The sequence below is a fragment of the Leptolyngbya sp. AN10 genome (genome assembly GCF_050565645.1).
Taxonomy (GTDB): Bacteria; Cyanobacteriota; Cyanobacteriia; order Leptolyngbyales; family Leptolyngbyaceae; genus Leptolyngbya.
On record NZ_JBNXVP010000056.1, the window covers coordinates 1 to 19,681 of the forward strand.

At 44.4% G+C, this 19,681-nt stretch carries 20 protein-coding genes; 3 read left to right on the forward strand and 17 right to left on the reverse strand.

Features of this window, described 5'->3' with window-relative positions; all coding sequences use genetic code 11:
- Positions 1-107: 107 nt before the first annotated feature.
- Positions 108-320 carry a PIN domain-containing protein gene (locus tag ACQ4M5_RS37675; RefSeq protein ID WP_430680925.1) on the reverse strand — a complete coding sequence of 71 codons (213 nt, stop codon included), beginning with the start codon at positions 318-320 and terminating at the stop codon, positions 108-110.
- Entirely contained in the window at positions 298-543 is a 246-nt protein-coding gene (locus tag ACQ4M5_RS37680; RefSeq protein ID WP_430680926.1) for a hypothetical protein, read from the reverse strand. Before ACQ4M5_RS37680 ends, ACQ4M5_RS37675 begins: the two co-directional genes overlap by 23 nt.
- 94 nt (positions 544-637) lie before the next feature.
- Here ACQ4M5_RS37680 and ACQ4M5_RS37685 point away from each other — a divergent pair, with 94 nt between their 5' ends.
- Positions 638-1,690, forward strand: coding sequence for a zinc-dependent dehydrogenase (locus tag ACQ4M5_RS37685; protein ID WP_430680927.1), 1,053 nt, complete (start codon positions 638-640; stop codon positions 1,688-1,690).
- Here the strand turns inward: ACQ4M5_RS37685 and ACQ4M5_RS37690 are convergent.
- On the reverse strand, positions 1,681-2,358 hold the full coding sequence (locus ACQ4M5_RS37690; RefSeq protein ID WP_430680928.1) for a Mo-dependent nitrogenase C-terminal domain-containing protein: 678 nt from the start codon (positions 2,356-2,358) through the stop codon (positions 1,681-1,683). The genes ACQ4M5_RS37685 and ACQ4M5_RS37690 overlap by 10 nt on opposite strands.
- A 112-nt stretch (positions 2,359-2,470) precedes the next feature.
- Here ACQ4M5_RS37690 and ACQ4M5_RS37695 point away from each other — a divergent pair, with 112 nt between their 5' ends.
- Positions 2,471-2,839, forward strand: coding sequence for an EamA family transporter (locus ACQ4M5_RS37695; RefSeq protein ID WP_430680929.1), 369 nt, complete (start codon positions 2,471-2,473; stop codon positions 2,837-2,839).
- On the opposite strand, the gene ACQ4M5_RS37700 is transcribed toward ACQ4M5_RS37695, so the two are convergent.
- The 14 genes from ACQ4M5_RS37700 to ACQ4M5_RS37765 form a co-directional block, all read right to left on the reverse strand.
- Positions 2,840-3,898 (reverse strand): glycosyltransferase family 4 protein, encoded by a 1,059-nt coding sequence (locus ACQ4M5_RS37700; protein WP_430680930.1) that lies wholly within the window; start codon positions 3,896-3,898, stop codon positions 2,840-2,842.
- Complete coding sequence (locus ACQ4M5_RS37705) at positions 3,895-5,010, reverse strand: glycosyltransferase family 4 protein (RefSeq protein ID WP_430680931.1); 1,116 nt, start codon at positions 5,008-5,010, stop codon at positions 3,895-3,897. Before ACQ4M5_RS37705 ends, ACQ4M5_RS37700 begins: the two co-directional genes overlap by 4 nt.
- A complete protein-coding gene (locus ACQ4M5_RS37710; protein WP_430680932.1) occupies positions 5,007-5,969 on the reverse strand; it encodes a GDP-mannose 4,6-dehydratase in 963 nt (320 codons plus the stop codon). The genes ACQ4M5_RS37705 and ACQ4M5_RS37710 overlap by 4 nt, the downstream gene beginning before the upstream one ends.
- A 21-nt stretch (positions 5,970-5,990) precedes the next feature.
- Positions 5,991-8,366: a glycosyltransferase family 4 protein gene (locus ACQ4M5_RS37715; protein ID WP_430680933.1), complete on the reverse strand. Its 2,376-nt coding sequence runs from the start codon at positions 8,364-8,366 to the stop codon at positions 5,991-5,993.
- A 27-nt stretch (positions 8,367-8,393) separates the two neighbouring features.
- On the reverse strand, positions 8,394-9,335 hold the full coding sequence (locus ACQ4M5_RS37720) for a class I SAM-dependent methyltransferase (protein WP_430680934.1): 942 nt from the start codon (positions 9,333-9,335) through the stop codon (positions 8,394-8,396).
- A gap of 103 nt (positions 9,336-9,438) precedes the next feature.
- Positions 9,439-10,872, reverse strand: a complete 1,434-nt coding sequence (locus ACQ4M5_RS37725; RefSeq protein WP_430680935.1) for a methyltransferase domain-containing protein — start codon at positions 10,870-10,872, stop codon at positions 9,439-9,441.
- A 37-nt stretch (positions 10,873-10,909) separates the two neighbouring features.
- Entirely contained in the window at positions 10,910-11,950 is a 1,041-nt protein-coding gene (locus ACQ4M5_RS37730; RefSeq protein ID WP_430680936.1) for a glycosyltransferase family 4 protein, read from the reverse strand.
- Positions 11,947-12,372, reverse strand: coding sequence for a hypothetical protein (locus ACQ4M5_RS37735; protein ID WP_430680937.1), 426 nt, complete (start codon positions 12,370-12,372; stop codon positions 11,947-11,949). Before ACQ4M5_RS37735 ends, ACQ4M5_RS37730 begins: the two co-directional genes overlap by 4 nt.
- Positions 12,373-12,379: 7 nt before the next feature.
- Positions 12,380-13,750, reverse strand: a complete 1,371-nt coding sequence (locus ACQ4M5_RS37740) for a hypothetical protein (protein WP_430680938.1) — start codon at positions 13,748-13,750, stop codon at positions 12,380-12,382.
- Positions 13,751-13,782: 32 nt separating this feature from the next.
- Positions 13,783-14,817, reverse strand: a complete 1,035-nt coding sequence (locus tag ACQ4M5_RS37745; protein WP_430680939.1) for a hypothetical protein — start codon at positions 14,815-14,817, stop codon at positions 13,783-13,785.
- Between the two features lies 1 nt (position 14,818).
- On the reverse strand, positions 14,819-15,646 hold the full coding sequence (locus ACQ4M5_RS37750) for a TylF/MycF/NovP-related O-methyltransferase (RefSeq protein ID WP_430680940.1): 828 nt from the start codon (positions 15,644-15,646) through the stop codon (positions 14,819-14,821).
- 114 nt (positions 15,647-15,760) lie between these two features.
- Positions 15,761-17,014: an ABC transporter ATP-binding protein gene (locus ACQ4M5_RS37755; RefSeq protein WP_430680941.1), complete on the reverse strand. Its 1,254-nt coding sequence runs from the start codon at positions 17,012-17,014 to the stop codon at positions 15,761-15,763.
- Between the two features lie 42 nt (positions 17,015-17,056).
- On the reverse strand, positions 17,057-17,914 hold the full coding sequence (locus ACQ4M5_RS37760; RefSeq protein WP_430680942.1) for an ABC transporter permease: 858 nt from the start codon (positions 17,912-17,914) through the stop codon (positions 17,057-17,059).
- 46 nt (positions 17,915-17,960) lie between these two features.
- Positions 17,961-18,503: a hypothetical protein gene (locus ACQ4M5_RS37765; protein ID WP_430680943.1), complete on the reverse strand. Its 543-nt coding sequence runs from the start codon at positions 18,501-18,503 to the stop codon at positions 17,961-17,963.
- 33 nt (positions 18,504-18,536) lie between these two features.
- On the opposite strand from ACQ4M5_RS37765, the gene ruvB reads away from it, so the two are divergent.
- Complete coding sequence (gene ruvB, locus ACQ4M5_RS37770; RefSeq protein WP_430680944.1) at positions 18,537-19,673, forward strand: Holliday junction branch migration DNA helicase RuvB; 1,137 nt, start codon at positions 18,537-18,539, stop codon at positions 19,671-19,673.
- Positions 19,674-19,681 lie beyond the last annotated feature (8 nt).

Genomic DNA, 19,681 nt, shown 5'->3' on the forward strand with positions numbered 1-19,681 from the left:
AAGTCGTCGGTAATTGCATAAATCGCTATAATTTCGTCAAGCATTTTTCTTCTCTTCGAGGGTCAACATCTTGAAGAGATTTTATTGGCTTTGCTCCCTGACCGCTTCTAACTAGCAACTTGGGTTAGTAGATCTTTGAGAGTCTCAATTCCATTTCTGACGCGCCTCAGTAGAAAAAATGCTTCTGAAATAACGGCTTCACAAATGATTAGAGGCGGTTGGATGGTTGCGAGTTCACGGACAACCCATTGATGCTGCTGGTCTTGACGATTGATTAGGGCAACGATCGCTCCCGTGTCAAGAATGACCTGTTGACGCATTTTCTCCGTATCCTTCCATATATTCGGGGTTGGTTGATAAATCGCTTGCCCCTTCTCCTCGACCCACATACTCTCCTGCAACATCAAGAAACGATTGAGGAGTTTCAGAAGATTGAGGGTGCTTGTTCTGGAGGCTGATCACAAGATTTAAGACAGTTTGCTGATCCTCAGAAGAAAGCTGTTGCAAACCATCGAGAACCTGTTGTTGAATTTGGGCTGACATCGGCGGCAACCAGAATAAAAGTTTTTTCAGTTTAACTGAGGAAGAGAGACGGTTAGTGATAGAGTCTCGATCGACAAATCACATCAATCTATTTATGAAAGCGCAAGTCTTTCGTGGAGTGAATCAACTCCAGTACGAAGATGTTCCAAAACCCGAAATTGCAGCCGATGAAGTGCTGGTACAGGTTCAAGTCGTGGGCTTGTGTCAGTCGGACATTAAAAAGATTAAGTATCCTTTATTAGAGCCGCCTCGGATATTTGGGCATGAAACCGCAGGCTCGATCGCGGCAGTCGGATCAGAAGTTAAAAATTGGAAAATTGGCGATCGCATTATCGTTCTGCATCACATTCCCTGTATGCACTGCGCTTATTGTTTGAATGAGAATTTCTCAATGTGCGACGTGTACAAGAACATCACAACGACAGCGGGATTTGTGCCGAGCGGGGGCGGGTTTGCAGAATATGTGAAAGTGCCGGGTCACATTGTGCGGAATGGTGGATTGATGCAAATTCCGGATAATGTGACGTTTGAGCAGGCGAGTTTTGTGGAGCCGACGAACTGCTGCTTGAAAGCGGTGAAGAAAGCGCAGATTCAGCCAGGGCAAACCGTTTTGGTGACTGGGGCGGGACCGATCGGGCTGATGTTCGTGATGTTGGTGAAATACTTTGGGGCGAGAGCGATCGCGACTGATTTAATTCCGTCTCGAATTGAGAAAGCCTTGAGGATTGGAGCCGATGCCGCTCTTGATGCGCGTGATCCTGAACTATCGAGCAAAATTCAAACAATCACTCAAGGAATGGGAGTCGATGTCAGTTTGTTGGCAGTTCCGAGCGATAAGGCATTTTTTCAGGCATTGGATTGCACTCGGAAAGGCGGCAAGATTCTATTCTTTGCAGAGTTTCCTGATGAAGTTGAGATTCCGATTAATCCGAATGTGTTGTATCGGCGGGAAATTGATTTGATGGGAAGCTATAGTTCGTCGTATCGGGTGCAGGCATTAGCGGCGGAGATTGTGTTTCAGCGGCGGATTGATGTCGATGCGTTGATTAGCGATCGCTTTCCTCTTTCAAATCTCGCTGAAGCCGTCGATCGTGCCGTTTCGCCCACACCTGATACTTACAAAATCCTGATCTATCCTCAAATGTAAGGGGTCACATCTTCGCCGCATTCATCCGCCAAATAAGACAATGCCCGGAAGCGAATTCCGACCAGTTGATCATAGAGTGGATTCAATTTACAAAGCGGTGGAATGTGAACAACCTTATGCCCGAATAGCTTGATATCGCGCTCAAAAGGGCATTGAGGCGGAATCATTTTGCACAAGAATCGAGCCACTTTTGGATCGTGAACTTCGGTGTGATCGAGCCACGATCGTACAGGCTTTAGCAGGTCTAAATGCAGTTCGGGATGGGGTTGTAGCTCTTGAGTTTCGGGATGTCGATCGCATAATGTCAATCGCAAATTTTCTAGAATCTCAGTGCCCGTATCTAACGTTTCGCAAAACTGTTCTAGGATTGCGTCTTCGGTTGCAGTGTAAATGCCGTCAGCTAGAGCGACCATCACCGCAGTTCGGAGGAAATTTTCAGCACAGGCGGGACTGTCTGCGAAAGCCGATCGCAATTCATCCATTGCAACGGATTGAAATAAATGCTCCATTTCCGCCTGAGTGAGTTCGTGTTCGGTCAGAGACGCAATCAAGCTCTGCTCAGTCTCATCGAAATCATCGTCTGCCCAGGCTAGAGTGAGTAAACCGCGTAACCAAACTGCGATCTGTTCGTCGGTGTAAGTAGGTCTGACTGGGGTTGAAGAGTCCATCGGGAATTTTCTCACGCTTTCAAGATAAATGTAGCCTGGATTGAAATTCCTGGTGAACCTTCAGGCAGGCTGTAAACTTAACTAGAGCAAATAGAAAACAAAAGGATTTCTTGTGACTATTCCAGAATTTGCGTTGTTTCTGGTGTCTATCATTGCAGGTGTGGGCGGTCAATTCTTTCTTAAATCAGGTGCACTGAAATTAGGACAATTGACGGCAAACAATGTTGTTAGTCATATCATCGGGATTGCAACAACACCAGAATTGGTAATCGGATTGACTTGTTATGCGGCGGGAGCAGTGCTCTATATTCTCTTGCTGACTCGTGTTCCGTTGAGTGTGCTGGCTCCAGCGGTCGCACTGCAATATGTCTTTTCGGTAATGATGGGAAAATTCATTTTCAATGAAGAAATTCCAATGATTCGATTGTTTGGAGTAGGCTTTATTATTTGCGGCGTTGTAATGCTAATGGCAAGAAAATAATTACGAGTATTGTTTGAGAATTTCAGCGGTTTGAGATGCGGTTTTTTGCCAACTGAATTGTGAAGCCCGATCGAGTCCTTTTTGTCTCAGTTGTTGGCGCAGTTGGCTATCAGTAATAATCGCTTTCATTGCATTCGCGATCGCAGCTTCATCATAAGGATCAATTAGTAAAGTCGCATCGCCTGAAACTTCAGGAATCGATGAAAGATTCGAGGTAATGACCGGAGTTCCACACGCCATTGCTTCGAGAACGGGTAAACCAAAACCTTCCCATAAACTAGGGAAAATAAGCGCGATCGCTCGATTGATTAATTCGGGCAATTCGGCATAAGAAACATAGCTGAGAAATTTAATTCGATCGACAATTCCCAACTCTTCAGCCTGAGTTTTTAAATCTGGTGTAAATCGCGGATCTGGGGAGCCTGCAATCCAGAATTCGTAATCGTTTGGAAGTTGGGAAAAAGCAGTCAGCGATCGACCAATATTTTTATAAGCATCATGCCGTCCAACGTAAAGGAAATAATTCGAGGTTGGCAGGTCGAGAAATTTGAAATGCTGATCGTCGTAGGCGAGCGGAACGACTGTGATTTTATTAGATGGGATTTTGTAGAATGCGATCGCATCATTTGCGGTTGATTCGGAATCACTCAAAATATGTTCGGCTTGATTTAGAACATGAGGAATATAGTGCTTGTAATACTGAGTTAAAGGTGAGGTAAATCGCGGAAATCTAAGCGGAATAAAATCATGCAGGGTGACGACATATCGACATTTAGTAAAAATTGGCGCTTCAGGAATTGGTGAGAAAACGAGATTGCTTTGAAGTTCTTTGTAGATTTTAGGCAGGCTAAATTGCGTCCACTTCAATCGATCAAAGTGTCCCTTTGTGCCTTGATCGGGAGTGAGTTGATCTGAGATTTTATAACAGCAATATTCTTTCAAGTCTTGCCCAGTTAGCAAAACGGGATTTAACGAATTCAGCCCAGGCAAAAGATTCTTTGCATAGACGGTATGCCCGGTTGGTTTTGAGGCTAGAAAGGCAAGATTGACTAAAATCACAGAATCGATCGATAAGCGTTCAAGGTTTTTTTTGCGGTCTTTTCCCAAGAGAACAATTTAGCCTGTTCTCTGCCTTTTTGGACAAGAGAGGAGCGAAATTGTCGATCGCGAATTACTTTCAAAATCGATTCCGCTAATTGTTCAACATTATTTGGGTCTACTAAAATCGCCGCATCTCCCGCAACTTCTGGCAGCGATGAACTATTACTCGTAACAACAGGCGCACCCAAAGTCATAGCCTCTAGTACAGGCATTCCAAAGCCTTCATAGTGCGAGGGATAAACAAAGACATCGGCTTCTTGGTAAAACTGAGCCACTTGATCATCTGGTAGATAGCTGAGATGACGAATTGAGGATTGGAATGTCGATCGAGCAATTTGCTCAAAAATTGGCTCATACAGCCAGCCTTTTTGCCCAATTAGAATCAAGTCATGTTCGATTTGATAGTTTCGTTTCAGATATTCAAATGCGGATATTAGCGATTTGAGATTTTTTCGAGGCTCGATCGTGCTGACGAACAAGATATAAGGCTTTGAAGATTCTGATATTTCACGGACTTGATATCGACTTGCCAAATGCGTCACGCAGATTCGACTCGGATCAACTCCCAAATATTCGACAATATCTTGTTTAGAACTGTGTGAAATAGTTAACACTAAATCTGTCCATTCAAGGCATTTCTTTAATCGATTTGTATATGCTTTAACGGTTGAATTTGAATATTCAGGATATCTAATGAAACTAATATCGTAAATAGTCATTACTTTACGACTTCCGCGCACAGGAAAAACCGTGTAGTTTGTTCCATGCACAATATCTGAATTTTGAGAAAAGCGATCGAACTGTCGAGAAAATAGAGATGGAGCTTCTAAAAATAGATTTGAAACTCTTACTGGAAATGGAAATAAATGCAGATTAGAATACGGTTGTAAATAATCTGGAAAGGATAAGTTTCTTTTGAGCCAATTCTTTAATCCGGGCTGATAAATTAGCTCTAAATCAAACGATTCATGCGACTGTAACTTGGTTAATCCTTGAATTAGATTCGAGACGTAAAGCCCGATTCCGCTTGGTTTTGGCATCCAAGGAGTTACATCGATCGCAATTTTCATGACTGGTTTAGTTCCTTCAAATCATGATCGACCATTAATTCGACTAATTGTTTGAAAGAATACTCTGGCTCCCAGTTCAATTGTTTGCGAATTTTATCGATCGATCCGACTAATTGCACTTCTTCATCTGGTCGATAAAAGCTCGGATCAACTGAAACATAGTTCTCCCAATTCAAGCCCACACAATCAAACGCAGCTTGGACTAATTCACGAACCGAATGTGTTTCACCACTTGCAATAATGTAATCGTCTGGCTGTTCTTGCTGCAACATCATCCACATTGCTCGAACTGCATCCTTGGCATAACACCAATCGCGCTTGGCATCCAAATTTCCAAGCTTCAATTCTTTCGCAAGTCCCATCTTGATCATCGCTGCACCGCGAGTAATTTTGCGGAACACAAACTCAGTTCCACGACGCGGAGATTCGTGCGTATAAGTCACACCGCAACAGCTATACAATCCATACTGCTGACGGTAGTTAATCGTCATCCAGTGAGCATACGCTTTCGCCACTCCATAAGGATTTCGAGGTCGAAAAGCCGTTCGCTCTGTTTGCGGCGATTCATCGGGTTGCCCAAACACCTCACTACTTGAGGCTTGATAAAATCGCGCATCCGACTTACAGCGACGAATTGATTCCAACAATCGCGAAACACCCAACGCAGTGTATTCCGCTGTTAAAGCAGGTTGCGTCCACGACAGCGGCACATAACTTTGAGAAGCCAGATTATAAATTTCATCCGCTTGAGCATACGAAATCGCATCCATTAGCGAACATTGATCGAGCAAATCACCAGACAGAATCTCGACCGTACCGGATAAATGACGTACCCGATCGACATTTCCCGAACTCGATCGCCGCACCAATCCATAGACATAGTAGCCCTGTTCTAGCAAGAATTCCGCTAGGTACGATCCGTCTTGTCCAGTCAGTCCAGTAATCAGCGCTTTTTTCACAATCAATTCGTCGGATGAAATTTACTCGAAAGCCGTCACTGCACTCATAAATCGCTCCGCAATCACTCGCCAATCATAAGTCTGTTGAACGAGATCTTTCGCAGCTTCGATTCGCGCCAGTTTTGCCTCTGAAGTCTCTGATCGTAATTTCCCGATCGCGTCTCCAAATTGCTCCACCTCTGCGACGATACAATGCTTGCCGTGTTCCACACCTAGTCCTCGAATTCCCGCAGGAGTCGAAATGACCGGGATGCCTGCCGCGAAATACTCTAGCATCTTTAAGTTTGTTCCTGATCCAAATGTCACAGGATTCAGCGCTACATCCGCAATTTCTAATACGATCGATTTCGTTTCCTCATCAACTTCGCCCATAAATCCGATATTAGTTGGATGTTTTTTGTCCTGAAATGCCCATCCAACGCTGCCAACGATAAGAAAATTGACATCAGGAAGCGCATCTGCCATTTTCAAGATCGATTCAACGGCTTTAAGATTTGGTTCGTGCCAACTTCCTAAAAAGAAAGCCGTAAAACTGTTCTCTAAACCGAGTTTAGATTTCGTCGATCGGCGTTTTTCTTGAGAAATAAATCGAATCGCTTCTGTATCGACTCCATTTGGGACTTCGATCGTTTTCTTTAGATCAATGCCATAAATTTTGTTCAACAAATCAGCATCATTCCGTGAACAAGTCATAATTAATCGACTCGCATCACAGCACTCAATTTCGACTTTCCTAATTGAATCCAAGATTTTTCGGCTGGTGGAATTGTCAGGCAGAATCTTAGATTTCAAATCAATTTCGACATCTTGCGCCTCGTACCAAAGCGGTTTATTTGTGATCGATCGAATTGCTGGATACAAATAAGGATGGCAAGCAATCACAATATCTGAAGATTCGATCGAGGTTTTCAAAGCTTCAATATATTCAGGAGTCAGCCAAACTAAATCTGGCATGACAACATCTGTAATTGGAACTCGCACCTCTTTCTCAATTTCCTGTTCTTGTTGCTGATGTTTTGTCGATTTTGGAATCCGAATTTCGCGAACATTCTCAGCAATTTCGCCCTCAAACGGAACTTGATCAAAGCCAGTAATTGAAACGAATTCGATATCGAAGTAGTTGGCTAAATGTTTGTACAAGTGAAAGACTCGGCTTTGTCCACCCCCACGCGGAGGAAAAACTGAGAATGTTACTGCGATCGTAATTTTTTGACGTTTCTGAGTTCCATTTACCATCGGTTTTGTTGGCGGTTCACTTAACAATCGGGCGACGGTACTTTCCCAAGTAATTGTTTCAACCAGTTTCCGTCCTGCAAGTCCCATTTGCTTCGTTTCTGCGCGATGCTGATAAAAATAATCCAGCCGTTCGGCTAATGCAGCGGGTTCGGGTGAAACAGAATATCCAGTCTCGCCATTAATCACAAATTCATTCGGTCCACCTGCATCGATCGTGGTTAAAACAGGTTTTCCACTCATCATCGCTTCAATCACAACTAAGCCATAATCTTCGTCATAAGGGAGATACGGAACTGCGATCGCATTTGCATACAGTTGAATCACATCTTCATCGTTCACGAATCCGAGAAATTCAATCCGATCGTCGTCTCCTGCTAATTCTTTTAATAACGATTTATCGGGTCCAATTCCGGCAATTTTTAGCTGTACATTTGATTGTACAAATCGCATTGCTTCAACCAGTAATCGAACTCTTTTCGCACTATCTAAGCGACTAATGGTGAAAAAATATTCGCTTTCTCCCTGCTCGAATCGTCTCAAACTTGAGGGCGGATAGATGACATCGATCGAGCTTCCTTTCGGAAAATAGTCTTGTCGATTCGCTACATTATGAGAAATTGCAGCGTATTTTCTAATCGCTTTAGGATCTAACCCAATTCCATCAAAGTAATGAATGATTTCTCGCGAGAAAGCGCCTGGAAATTGTGTAACTTCCGTGGGCAGGTTCTGCTGCGATCGTAGTTTCTCAAGTTGAGCAAAAACTTCAACTAAATCACTTCGTTTGCTCCGCTTAAACTGCTTTTGGAGTCGCTGAATTTCCGTTTGATTTGAGTTGAATTGCTCTGGAAAACCGGTGAAGTGATAAGTATCGTAGAGTCCCCGTAACCGATGCAACATATAGCAAATATGATTCGGATGATCGACCATCCAACTCGGATATTTACCAGAAATAACCAAGTCAAAATGGCTCAGATCCAACCTGGAGAACTGCCAATAACTTCCAATCAAATCTGCGAAATTTCGCTCAGGACTTGGCAGCTTGATTAACTCAGCTTGGTGAGGCGTATTTTGATTAATTTCCTCTTGTAACCCCCACCAAAGTTTCTCTGCTCCACCAATACAAAAAGGAACAGGACTCGGTGCAACGATCGCAATTTGCATGACCTTCACAAACTGGAAACAACAGATCTAAAGACGAGTTGCTGTGAAAGCAAACCGAGCATAAACCGAAGGATCAACTTCGGCTGCATTTTTTAAGTAGAAGAATTCAAATTTGAATTGATTTTGAACCGGGCGAATAATTCGCTGCATGAATGATTGAGGACTGTAGAACCGTCCGTGTCGATTTCCCCAACCCGGAGCGCAATAAATGGTCGCATCTGGATCGAAGGAAACATTAGCAGGAACGCTCACTGTTGGATCAGTTTGAACCGCTTCTCGATCGAAGACATAAAATGGAACGACGCAAATTTTCCCACCCCGTTTTAGAACTCTTGCTAATTCTTGAAACAGGCGAGTATCCCCATCTTGTTCAAAGTGCTCTAAGGAACAAGTGAGTGCTGCTTTTGTCATAAACCCGTCAGAAACAGGCATTGCACAGGCATCACCACCGATTCGATTTCCTTCGATTCCAGCCGGATACATAATATCTTGGCTGTAAGTTGTCGCCCCAGATAAGCGTCCAAAAATCTCTGGAACTGGAGAATGTTCGCTGGCTAAATCGACGAAAATATCGTCCGAATTCATCTCTAACAGTGAATAACAAATAAAATGCTCTAAGGTTTTTTCAGGCTGATTTCCGCGATAGTACTCTGCATAACGTTTCGCATATTCTGCCTGATTGAAATACTGGTTGTAGAGAGGAACATTGATCGAGAATTCGCTGAATTCAATTCCGATTTGTTTACCTAATTCGATCACATTTGCGACAACTTTCGGGCGCGTGTTTTCGACTCCGTGTTCAACAACTGCTCGACCACTAGATTTGAAATGTTTAACTCCTGTGGCAAAGTCGATGTGCGGAACGTCAGGGCGATAGATATAAGGAGTTGCACTGTCTATTGCACTGTCTTCGGACTGTTTTTGATGACCCGACCGCAACGAGTTCAGCAAACCTTTCAGAGAAATCATGGACTCTCTCCACACACAAGTTTCATCATCCTAATACCTTTTGCACACATTACCCGATCAAATGCCACGTGCATTGTATCCATTACAGCCTGATTGTTCACATCTATTGCTGTGGAGTCAAAAACGCTTTTAATGATCCTGCATCGACCACAACATCAGCAGTCAATCCCGCACGACGAAAAATATCAGCATATTCGGGCAGCGTAAAGGTCTGCTCGTTCACACCGCTCAACAAATCCCGCAGCAACTCAGGTGCAATATTCGCACCATAGTAGTGCCCGACAGGTTCGCTCAAGGCGGCGATAAATCCATTGGGCTGGAGTTTGCGAGAGAGCGATCGGAGAAAACCCACGAGATCTGGAAAATGATGCAGAGCACTCACTAGAACGATGGCATCGAACGTTTTATCGGCAAACGGCAAGGCGTGAGCATCCGCACAGATAAATTGAACTTCTCTCTGCCAATGCTGATTTAGCATTGCTCCAATTTGCAATCCATAGATATCGACATCAAGATTGTAGATGTCACCTTCAAAATGAAAAATGATTGGGTGAACATTGCCACCAATTTCTAATAATTTGAGTCGAGATTTTCCAGTTTTTGCTAATCGATCTTTTAGCAGTTCTAGCGATCGATCATGATCTTCGGTATAACTTAAAGCTTGATCCGTCTTCTTCCAATTCGCAGTGTGATCCGGTAAAGGTTCTGCAATCACTTGAATCGGAATTTGCTTTGCGTCTCCATCTAGCCAAGCTTTTCCTTCTTGCAGTAGTGTCAGTTCTAGAATATACTTTCCAGGTTCATCAGGAGTTTGAATCTTGAGTGGGAGAGTGAGTTGTTGACCCGCTGAGAGATCAATCGGAAATGGGGTCCGGCATCCATCGAAAACGCTCATTTCACCTGTTTCCGTGCGCCAATGATAGCTGGATAAAACCGGATCGATCTCTTGAGAACTAATGACAACAGTTCCGATGTTTTCAATTCGGACATTCCCCGTAAATTCGATTCCTGCTTGCATCGTCCGGGGTAAATAATCCAAGACCCATCGATAGCGAAGAGGTGCTTCTTCTGCTTGAGTTTCTGCTGTGGATTCTGATTCGGCAGCCGTAAATAGTCTTTTTATTTTCTTCAAGACTTTCTGTTTTAAGCTCGTCTGAGTATACGGCGCAAACGTGAAAGATTGAATGTCATATTTTTCTGATTCTGCGATGCTGATCCCACAAGCTTTTAAGCGCTGCAAAAACTGATTTTCTGCGTCTAACAAGAAGTCACCAAATCGATAAGTTTCAGAGAAAATCTTCTGAATTTGGGCTGTGGTTTCAGAATTTGTTGGAAGCGACATCGCATCGATTAGTGAAGCTGCAAATGATTCAGACGGCTTTTCATGAATCGATTGAACGATCGCATCAGGGAATAGAATTGGAACCCCATGCAAAATCTGATAAGACGTACCGCAGTGCTCACATCGAATGATCTGAGATTCAATGTTGAGATGACCGTGATTACAGCGAACGCATTGAATATCGTGGAATGCCATTCTATTTCTCACAGAGGATGGGGAAGTTCATCAGCGATTAATGTAGCAACTTTTGCACCACATTATTCCAAGAAATATCAAGCGCATGATAGCGATCGTATCCCGCCACTCCCATTTCTTTCGCGATCGCTTGCTGCTCGTATAACTGATCGATTTTTTCCGCGATCGCTTCCGGTTCTGGTTCAACTACCCAGCCCGTCTGTCCATTCACAACAAACTCAATAGGTTCGCCAGAGTCGGTGCAAGTGATTACAGGTTTTCGAGCCAGCATCGCTTCGAGCGTTACGTAGCCGTAGTCCTCGTTATAAGGTGCAAAAAAAACACCCGAACAGTGGGCATAAAAACTCAGCTTTTCCGCATCGGTGAGCCTGCCGATTAATCGAACTTTTTGCTGGAGTCCGAATTGTTCAATCAATCCTTGCAAATAAGCATGTTGACCGCCTTCACCACCGATGAGAGCAACCATTGGCGAGCGCACGAATCGCATTGCTTGAATGAGTAAATCCTGGCGCTTGAGCGTTTCTAATCGACTTAAGAAGAACATGTAGGGTTCAGCAGGCGCGGTGTAGAACCGTTCAGCATCTTGGGGAGGATGATACAGAGGCGTAGAGGCAATTTGATTGAATTTTTGCAGTCGAGCAGACACCGTTTTCGCATTCGCATAAATGCTCTGGAACGTGCTGAACGCCTTGTTGTCTTGCTCGGTAATCTCATGCTTTAACTGTTTGCCTGCTGCACTTTGAGTTAGCTCAGTAGTAAATTCGGTGCCCCACAAATCATAAACTTCGCGATGCTGATGGAGAACCCAGGCAACTTTATAAGGATGCTGCAAATAAAATGTGGGAAATTTCAAACAAATTACACGATCGCAGTGATAGCCATTGAGGTGTTCAAAATTCTCCGAAGCCCAAACTTTCATACTCCGCTGAATTTCTGAGACCGGGGCAAATCGAAACGGCATCGACACCAGATCGACAGAATGCCCTGCCGCTTGAATCGCTCGAAAAAGTCCTTCTGCGTGAATTTCCGCTCCGCCTCGAATAAAGGGCACTTGAACGGTCGCGATCGCAATTCTCATTCTTTGTTCTCTAATTCTTCAATTCGTAGTTGCAGATTCTGAATTTCTGCCTGGAGTTCCGACATTTTTTTAACCAGACTTTGATTCAGTAATAGAGTTTCTCGAATCGCTTGATTTAGCGAAAAATTGACGGCTCTCTGCTCTTTAAACAAGAAACTATAAATCTTCAATGCTGCTTTTCCGAATCCACCGCCTGCACTCCAAGGAAAGCGTTGTAGCTTAACAGGTAGTTCAGTTCTAATCTGAGATTTTGTGTGTGCGGCATTCAGGAGTGCCTCAATATTATTCGAGCGAATTCGATTTGCAGCATCGATATTTGATGGCGGTTGATGCTTGGCGATCGTTTGTCTTTTGGCAGCTTCTTGGCGAATTTTATCAATGATCGAATCAATATTGACTCTCGTTTGTTCAGCGTCATTCATCGTCGATTCACTCCTTTTTCTGCGACATCACTTCAGCTTGTCCAAATCGCTGCTTTATCTTCCACCATCTGTTTCTCATTTTCCAAAAAGTGCTATTTTCCATCTCTGCGATCGTCTGTTTTAATCTCGATTGTTCAGATACAGCGTTCTGCTGAGTTTCTGATAGTGTTGATTGTGTTTGTTCTAGCGTTGATTGTGTTTGTTCTAGCGTTGATTGCGTTTGTTCTAGCATTGATTGTGTTTGCTCGAAAGCAAGAGACAACTGATGATAGTCCTGCTGGAGTTGAACCAAATGTTGGTAAGCAGTCTGAACTTCTTCTTGAAGAAACTGAGTTGCGTTGAGCGAGTATCTTTTAGATTGAAAATATTCAGGCTGTTCAAAGGGTGAACCTGAGAGCGCAGTTCCTTGTTTCAATTCATCATAGTAGCCACGTCGCATCGCTTGAGTAATAGGAGTACGATCGCTAAACGTCGCAAATGTATAAGGAAATTGTCTTGTTTCCTCATATCCATTCTTCAATAATTTCTCGCGATAAAGTCCTGCCAATTCTGTCCAGGGTGACGCATCTTTTTCTCGATAAAGCGGACTATGTTTCGACACATACTCAGGGTTATGAATATCCCAGCCACTAAAGTGTAAGAACAGAACTGGATTCTGATTTACAATGATTTCGCCTTCTGGGTTGCGTTCAAATTGTCGCTCATAAAAATTCCAGTGCCCAATATTTGCACCCGGATGTTTTACAAACTTAAAATCTGGGAAATAAAGCAGAACGAGATTCAGCCAGCGTTGATCGAGACTTAATCCTCTTGGATCACCGATCGCAGAATCCAAAAAACTATAATTCGTTAATCGATCCTTCCACCAATTCAAGAATTCTCGCGTTTGCTCTGTTCGCCTCAATCCAAGAAATCCAGCATTACTCAGTCCGTGCGTTAAGATACTTAATTCGTGCTCCACATTCTTTACATCTAGCGGAACACTACAGTGCGGTGTTAATAAGATTGAAGTTTCAGATAATGTTTCAAACAGCATTTCTAGGGAATGACCAACCATAATGTCACAGTCTAGAAAAATCCAACTTTCAGCCGCTGTCTGCTTAATAATATACTCGTGTAATAGTCCTCGCAGTGCACAACATAGCTCTAGCGGGGTGTAATAGAAGCACATTTGCTCGATCGTATGCTGATCTGGCAATTCTTCGAGCCGGATTACCTCAAAGGGTTCCGATGCAGGTTGAAAATAATTATCAATACGATCAACAATTAACACATAGAGTTTACTTTCCGGGTGATGCTCGTGCAAGGTTTCAGCCAGTGTTCGAGCATACGCCAAGTAGTTTTTTGTAACAACAGTGCAAAAGATTCTTTCAGGCATTCTAAATAGTTCTACTGTTCAGGAACAATTTTTCAGTTTAAGCTCATTTTTCGCTTGAGTTTGAACCACTGTTTTCGGAGTTGCCAAAACTTGCTACTTTCCATCGCTGAGATTTTCGCGTTTAGTGCTTGAATCTCCTGACTTGCTTGAGCTAATTCTGTTTGAAAATATTGATAGTTCTGATGCAACTGTGTTTCGCTCGTAATAATGCGGTGCATACAATGTTGCATGATTAAGAAGGGGAAACTCAACCCTAATGGGACTTGCAAATCTGCAATAGATAATTGATTCGCGATCGCTTTTTTCAACTCTAATCGCGCTCGTTCTGTCTCATTCAATGTCATCAACACCAGAATTTTTGCGCCCACAATTTGAGACTTTTTCTCTAATGAAACAAGCCGATACGCATCTTCAAAAGCTTGCTCAATTTCGGTTAGGGAATACTCTTCAAGGGCATAAGTCGCTGATAGCAAGTAATCAGGAATTGATGTCTTTAGACGAAATACGTATCCCCAAGCCTTTGGCACATCATAAATCGGTTCAAAATAGTCTCTCAGCCGATACATACTGAGATGAATCCAGAATGCGCCAAAGAATGAGTAATCCTGGTGATAAACGATCGAGCGTCCTGGAATCAGCGAACCAAAATACTGTCGAATAATACTTGTGGTCAGTTCCCAGGATTTCATCGCGTCGATAAATAGAAACTCGATCGCGCCACCTTGCCAGGGAAAATCTCGCAAGTCTCCCTCATATACTTGAACCTGATCTTTCCACGGTTCAATCTGCTTCAAATATTCCTCTAAAAAGCTCTCATCTGATGCAAACTGGAGCGATGTATCGTTGAGAAACATATTCATACTTACATCCCACTTGAATAGATCAAATGAGTGAATTTTGCTGTTTCTTAAATCGGTACGATCGCTCTTTTGTAATCCTTTTGCCAGGGCGATCGTAGAAGCACCCAACCAACAGCCAAGATCAACGATCGCGCCTTCGCCCACATAGTGGTCTTTAGCAAACTGATAGAGATAATTCTGCTCCTCTTCAGTCATCATACTGAGCATTTTATTTGCCTCCGACCTGATGTTTGAGCGCCCACCAGCGCTCTCTCAATTGCCAAAATCGACTCGCTTTCACAAACTCTAATTCATGTGCAGTTGACTCGTATTGATGAAGTAGCTGCTCAATTTTAGTTTCAGCTTCAGTTAATTCAGTTTGTAACTGTTCAATCTGCTTTTCTTTGACGTGATGAACTTGAGAAATGGCAGTGCGATTGTGCGATCGACCTTTGAACCAAAAAGCTTGATCGGGTCCAACTCTTTCCAACACAGGCTTTTCACCGTGTCGCTGGCAAAAATCATAAAACGCTTCCCGGCAACCTTCCCAATAGCCAAAATCATCCAAAATCACACAGCCACCGGGCGCAATTCGTGGATAAAACGTCTCCAAAACAAGCAGGACAGAATCGTACCAATCCGCATCACAGTGTAAGAGTGCCACTTGTTCAGGAAGTGTTTGCTGAAGCGATGTCTCGAACCAGCCAGGAACGATCGTGTAAGCCTTCTCACTTGTTCCCACTGCCTGCATCACCGCTTTGAGATCCGGAATCGTGCCCACGCATTCCCCAATCCACCACTTCGCATCCTCGCCATCTTTCTCGGTCGTCGGGGGTAAGCCTTCAAAGCTGTCATAGAGCCAAAGATGCCGCGATTCCCCCAACCCTTTTGATAAAATTGCCGCTGAGCCACCTTTATACGTCCCGCATTCGACAAAATCGCCCCGGATGTCGTTTTCGTTGAGATACTCACAGAGGGCAGCAAGATTTTCGAGTCGATCGGGGGTGCAAAGGGTATAAGGTTTGACCTGCTCAAGCAGCGAAGAAGGAAGTGGCATTCTGTCTTAACTCAGTGGTTTATCTGGCTCAGTTTAGAGGATGGTTGAACAGGATAGAAAGTTTCTGCCCCATTTCACCGATCGTTTGTTCAACATCGTATCAAAAGGTGTTTCCTACAACGTTGTATGTAAAGTATGAAGTTCAAACTGTGGGGATAGATTCACCATTCCAGCCCAAAGAATTGTATCGGGATTTGGCAATACTTTTAAGGTCATGGTGTCCTGTAGCATCAGGAGTAGTCGTTGAAATTCGTATTTACCGATGCCACCATCCGCAACTCCGAGCGTGATCGTATAGTCTCCAGGCGGCAATGGCACTTTAAATGAAAATCTTGCTTCGATCGCGGTTCCTGCGTCAATTTTTCCAATCGTTTGATCCATACAAAGTGTGTTCGATTCAAACACCACTTCTCCGGTACGATTGCGAATTTTAAATCCGATGTGTGGATCGTTTGCTGTTTCTAAAAATAAAAGTCCGATCGCTAATTTGATCTCGGAATCACTAAATGCCGTGTGAAGAATAGAACCATTCTGATCCAACAGTCGCACATATTCGGCTTTCACCGTGGTAGAAGTAATTGCCACCGATTTTTCATCGCTCATCGTAATCGAAACGCGATCGGGTTCATGATCTTTCTTTTGCAGCAATTTCGCTTCGTACAAATCCACAACGCGACGAGGGGTGGAATCCAAAATGAGTTTGCCGTGATCCATCAAAACAGCGCGATCGCACAATTTGCAAACGGCGCTCGAATCATGAGAAACAAACAACAGAGTCACGCCTGATTCTTTCATTTCTCGTAACCGAGTAAAACACTTTTGTTGAAAGTAAACGTCACCCACCGCAAGCGCTTCATCCACAATCAAAATATCCGGATCAGTGTTGACTGCAACTGCAAACGCTAGTCGAACAAACATCCCACTGGAATACGTTTTAACAGGCTGATCGATGAAGTCTCCAATATCAGCGAACTCAACGATTCTGTCGTATTTCTGTTCGATTTCTTCTTGACTCAATCCTAAGATTCGACCGTTAAAGAATACGTTTTGTTGCCCGGTAAACTCTGGATTAAATCCGCTTCCTAGCTCCAGTAATGCGGAGATTCGACCATTTACAATGACACTTCCGTTCGTTGGAGTGAGCGTTTGAGTAATCACTTGCAGAAGAGTGCTTTTTCCGGCTCCATTTTGTCCAACAATGCCGATCGTTTCTCCACGAAAAATGTCTAAATCAATATTTTGAATCGCCCAAAACGGTTCGGCTCGACTTTTTCCAGGTAACAGAATTTCTTTGAGCCGATCGACGGGACGCGCATATCGTTTAAAACACTTTGAGACATTTTTCAGGGAAATCGCGACCTCGCCCATAGAACTCCTCCCAACTCACTCCATGATCTTAGCGCCCTTAGTTCACACGACATCCGCAAAGGCAGGACGTAGTTTCCGATACACCACAAATCCGATCGCAAACACGATCACCGAAATTCCGTACAACACGCCCAATTCTTGCCAGTGCTGCACTGTTCCAACGAGCGCCAGATCGCGATAGGTTTCTACGATCGTGGTCATCGGATTCAGCCAAAACACCAAAAATCGCCATTGCTCCGGGATTAACGAGGCAGGATACACGATCGGAGTGACATAAAACCAGAGATTTAGCAGAACTGCGATCGTCTGAGGAATGTCCCGCAAAAACACGGTCAATCCCGCAACCAGATACCCTAATCCCGCTGTAAGCAACAATTGAGGCAACCAAATCAGTGGGAACAACCACAATGTTGCGTGAATGGTTTGCGTACTAAACGCGACAAAGGCAATCAGCAGCACAATGCCAAATGTGCTCTCCACGAATGCCGTACAAATCGGAACCAGCGGCAGGAGTGCGACCGGAAAGACGACTTTCTTAATCAAATTCGGCTGGGTAATTACAGAAGCCGCTGCCCCACTAAATCCAGCCGTGAACGCAGTCCAGGGAATTAACCCGGCAAACATCCACAATCCGAACGTGAAATTATTCGCGGGTAATCCAGGAAGATTCAGTTTGACCTGAAGCACGATCGAAAATAAGTACGTATATACTATTAGCTGTGCAAGCTGATTCAGAATTGACCACGCATTGCCTAAAACCGACCCTTTGTACTTCGCTTCTAAATCGCGCTGCACCAGAGTTTTCAGCAAATCGAGTTTGACTCGCCAATGCTGCGGCACAGGCAGTAAATCCAACGCTCTTCCTAATTTCCGCGCCGTCACTTTCACAGGCTTCAGCACAACTCTTCTCACCCAAATACACGCCAAATTAGTCTTCGTCAGGATATCAGTTTAAGAGCGCATATCCGATCGCGTCTAACATCGCCGCTTTCTGTTCCGCGTCATATTTCCAGCGATCGAGAAACTTTTGATAATCCCCGCCACCTTGCTCGATCGTGCTTTTCATCCGCATCAAATGTTCGTCCACTTTAAGCGATCTCATCTGTCGAATGATCGCCGCCGTTCGCTGTCTAGTTCGGGCTGAACTTGCCGCCATGTCTGGGTTTTGATTGCGCGTATGAGTCAAAATCATCGCCGTTGACATCACGAGATTTTTGGTCAACAAGTCCCCGACTGTGCCCTCAGAGTTGAGCAGGGCTTGTACTACTGTCGGCTGCATTTGATCGATAAAATCGCGATCGTCGGTTAAATAACTGACGAAAAATCCTCTTGCGCCATTCTCACTTTGTACTAATGCGGTTATGATTCGTTCAAGTTCAGGTTCCGATACGTGATGTCGTTCGACTTCGGCAAGTAGCGATTGAGTTAACTCGATCGCGCCTTCAAACGAAATCGAATCCGAGACGGAAAAGGTAGACGGAATCTCCATAGAGACCTCTAGGGATGACTGTTCTCGTAAATTATGGCGATCATTTCATCTAAAAAACAGCCCAACGATCGGGATAAATCTCACGCATCCTCTGGCGAGTTGTCGCTAATGGTGCAAGATGTCCCCGCTGGCGAATCCGCGCCATGCAAAAAGTCTCCGGTTCTCCAAGCCGAACCGGAGCCTGAAGAACGCAGCAAGTTAGAGGAGAAAATCCGCCCTCAATCGCTGATGGAATATGTCGGACAGAAGGATCTCAAAGATGTCCTTGATATTGCCATTCGCGCTGCAAAGTCCCGTAAGGAACCGCTCGATCATCTACTGCTGTATGGACCTCCCGGACTCGGCAAAACCACGATGTCGCTAATCCTGGCGCAAGAAATGGGCGTGAAGTGCAAAATTGCCAGCGCTCCTGCCTTGGAACGTCCTCGCGACATTATGGGCTTGCTGATTAGTCTTCAGCCTGGAGATTTTCTCTTTATCGATGAAATCCATCGACTGGCGAAAGTGGCGGAAGAACTGCTTTACCCTGCGATGGAAGATTTTCGCGTTGATATCCCGCTCGGAAAAGGCAAGAGTGCAAAGATTCAATCGATGAAATTGCCGCCGTTCACTTTAGTTGGGGCAACAACGCGAGTAGGTGCTCTCACTTCTCCGTTACGCGATCGCTTCGGATTAATCCAACGCCTCCGCTTTTATGAGATCGACGAACTCTCAAACATCGTCATCCGCACCGCTTCATTGCTCAAAATGAGAATTACTACGGATGGAGCCGAAGAAGTGGCACGCCGCTCCCGTGGAACCCCTCGGATCGCGAATCGGCTGCTGAAACGAGTCCGCGACTACGCCGAAGTGAAAACCATTCGAGATATCGATCGAACAATCGCTGCCGAAGCGCTCGAACTGTTCAACGTCGATCCTTGCGGCTTGGATTGGACTGATCGCCGTCTCTTAAGCTTCATGATCGAACGACACAACGGCGGACCCGTCGGACTCGAAACCCTTGCCGCTTCCACCGGAGAAGATGCCCAAACGATCGAGGAAGTTTACGAACCCTATTTAATGCAAATCGGGTATCTTAGCCGTACTCCCCGTGGTCGCATCGCCACGGCAGCCGCTTGGAAACATCTGGGCTACACCCCACCTGATAGCCAAATGGCACTGCTGTCTTAGAAGTTCTA

Bases quoted from the DNA above. Each gene is read 5' to 3' on its own strand.
- ACQ4M5_RS37675 (WP_430680925.1), bottom strand. From the start codon at position 320: ATGCGTCAACAGGTCATTCTTGACACGGGAGCGATCGTTGCCCTAATC.
- ACQ4M5_RS37680 (WP_430680926.1), bottom strand. From the start codon at position 543: ATGTCAGCCCAAATTCAACAACAGGTTCTCGATGGTTTGCAACAGCTT.
- ACQ4M5_RS37685 (WP_430680927.1), top strand. From the start codon at position 638: ATGAAAGCGCAAGTCTTTCGTGGAGTGAATCAACTCCAGTACGAAGAT.
- ACQ4M5_RS37690 (WP_430680928.1), bottom strand. From the start codon at position 2,358: ATGGACTCTTCAACCCCAGTCAGACCTACTTACACCGACGAACAGATC.
- ACQ4M5_RS37705 (WP_430680931.1), bottom strand. From the start codon at position 5,010: ATGAAAATTGCGATCGATGTAACTCCTTGGATGCCAAAACCAAGCGGA.
- ACQ4M5_RS37715 (WP_430680933.1), bottom strand. From the start codon at position 8,366: ATGCAAATTGCGATCGTTGCACCGAGTCCTGTTCCTTTTTGTATTGGT.
- ACQ4M5_RS37720 (WP_430680934.1), bottom strand. From the start codon at position 9,335: ATGATTTCTCTGAAAGGTTTGCTGAACTCGTTGCGGTCGGGTCATCAA.
- ACQ4M5_RS37725 (WP_430680935.1), bottom strand. From the start codon at position 10,872: ATGGCATTCCACGATATTCAATGCGTTCGCTGTAATCACGGTCATCTC.
- ACQ4M5_RS37730 (WP_430680936.1), bottom strand. From the start codon at position 11,950: ATGAGAATTGCGATCGCGACCGTTCAAGTGCCCTTTATTCGAGGCGGA.
- ACQ4M5_RS37735 (WP_430680937.1), bottom strand. From the start codon at position 12,372: ATGAATGACGCTGAACAAACGAGAGTCAATATTGATTCGATCATTGAT.
- ACQ4M5_RS37740 (WP_430680938.1), bottom strand. From the start codon at position 13,750: ATGCCTGAAAGAATCTTTTGCACTGTTGTTACAAAAAACTACTTGGCG.
- ACQ4M5_RS37745 (WP_430680939.1), bottom strand. From the start codon at position 14,817: ATGCTCAGTATGATGACTGAAGAGGAGCAGAATTATCTCTATCAGTTT.
- ACQ4M5_RS37750 (WP_430680940.1), bottom strand. From the start codon at position 15,646: ATGCCACTTCCTTCTTCGCTGCTTGAGCAGGTCAAACCTTATACCCTT.
- ACQ4M5_RS37755 (WP_430680941.1), bottom strand. From the start codon at position 17,014: ATGGGCGAGGTCGCGATTTCCCTGAAAAATGTCTCAAAGTGTTTTAAA.
- ACQ4M5_RS37765 (WP_430680943.1), bottom strand. From the start codon at position 18,503: ATGGAGATTCCGTCTACCTTTTCCGTCTCGGATTCGATTTCGTTTGAA.
- ruvB (WP_430680944.1), top strand. From the start codon at position 18,537: ATGGCGATCATTTCATCTAAAAAACAGCCCAACGATCGGGATAAATCT.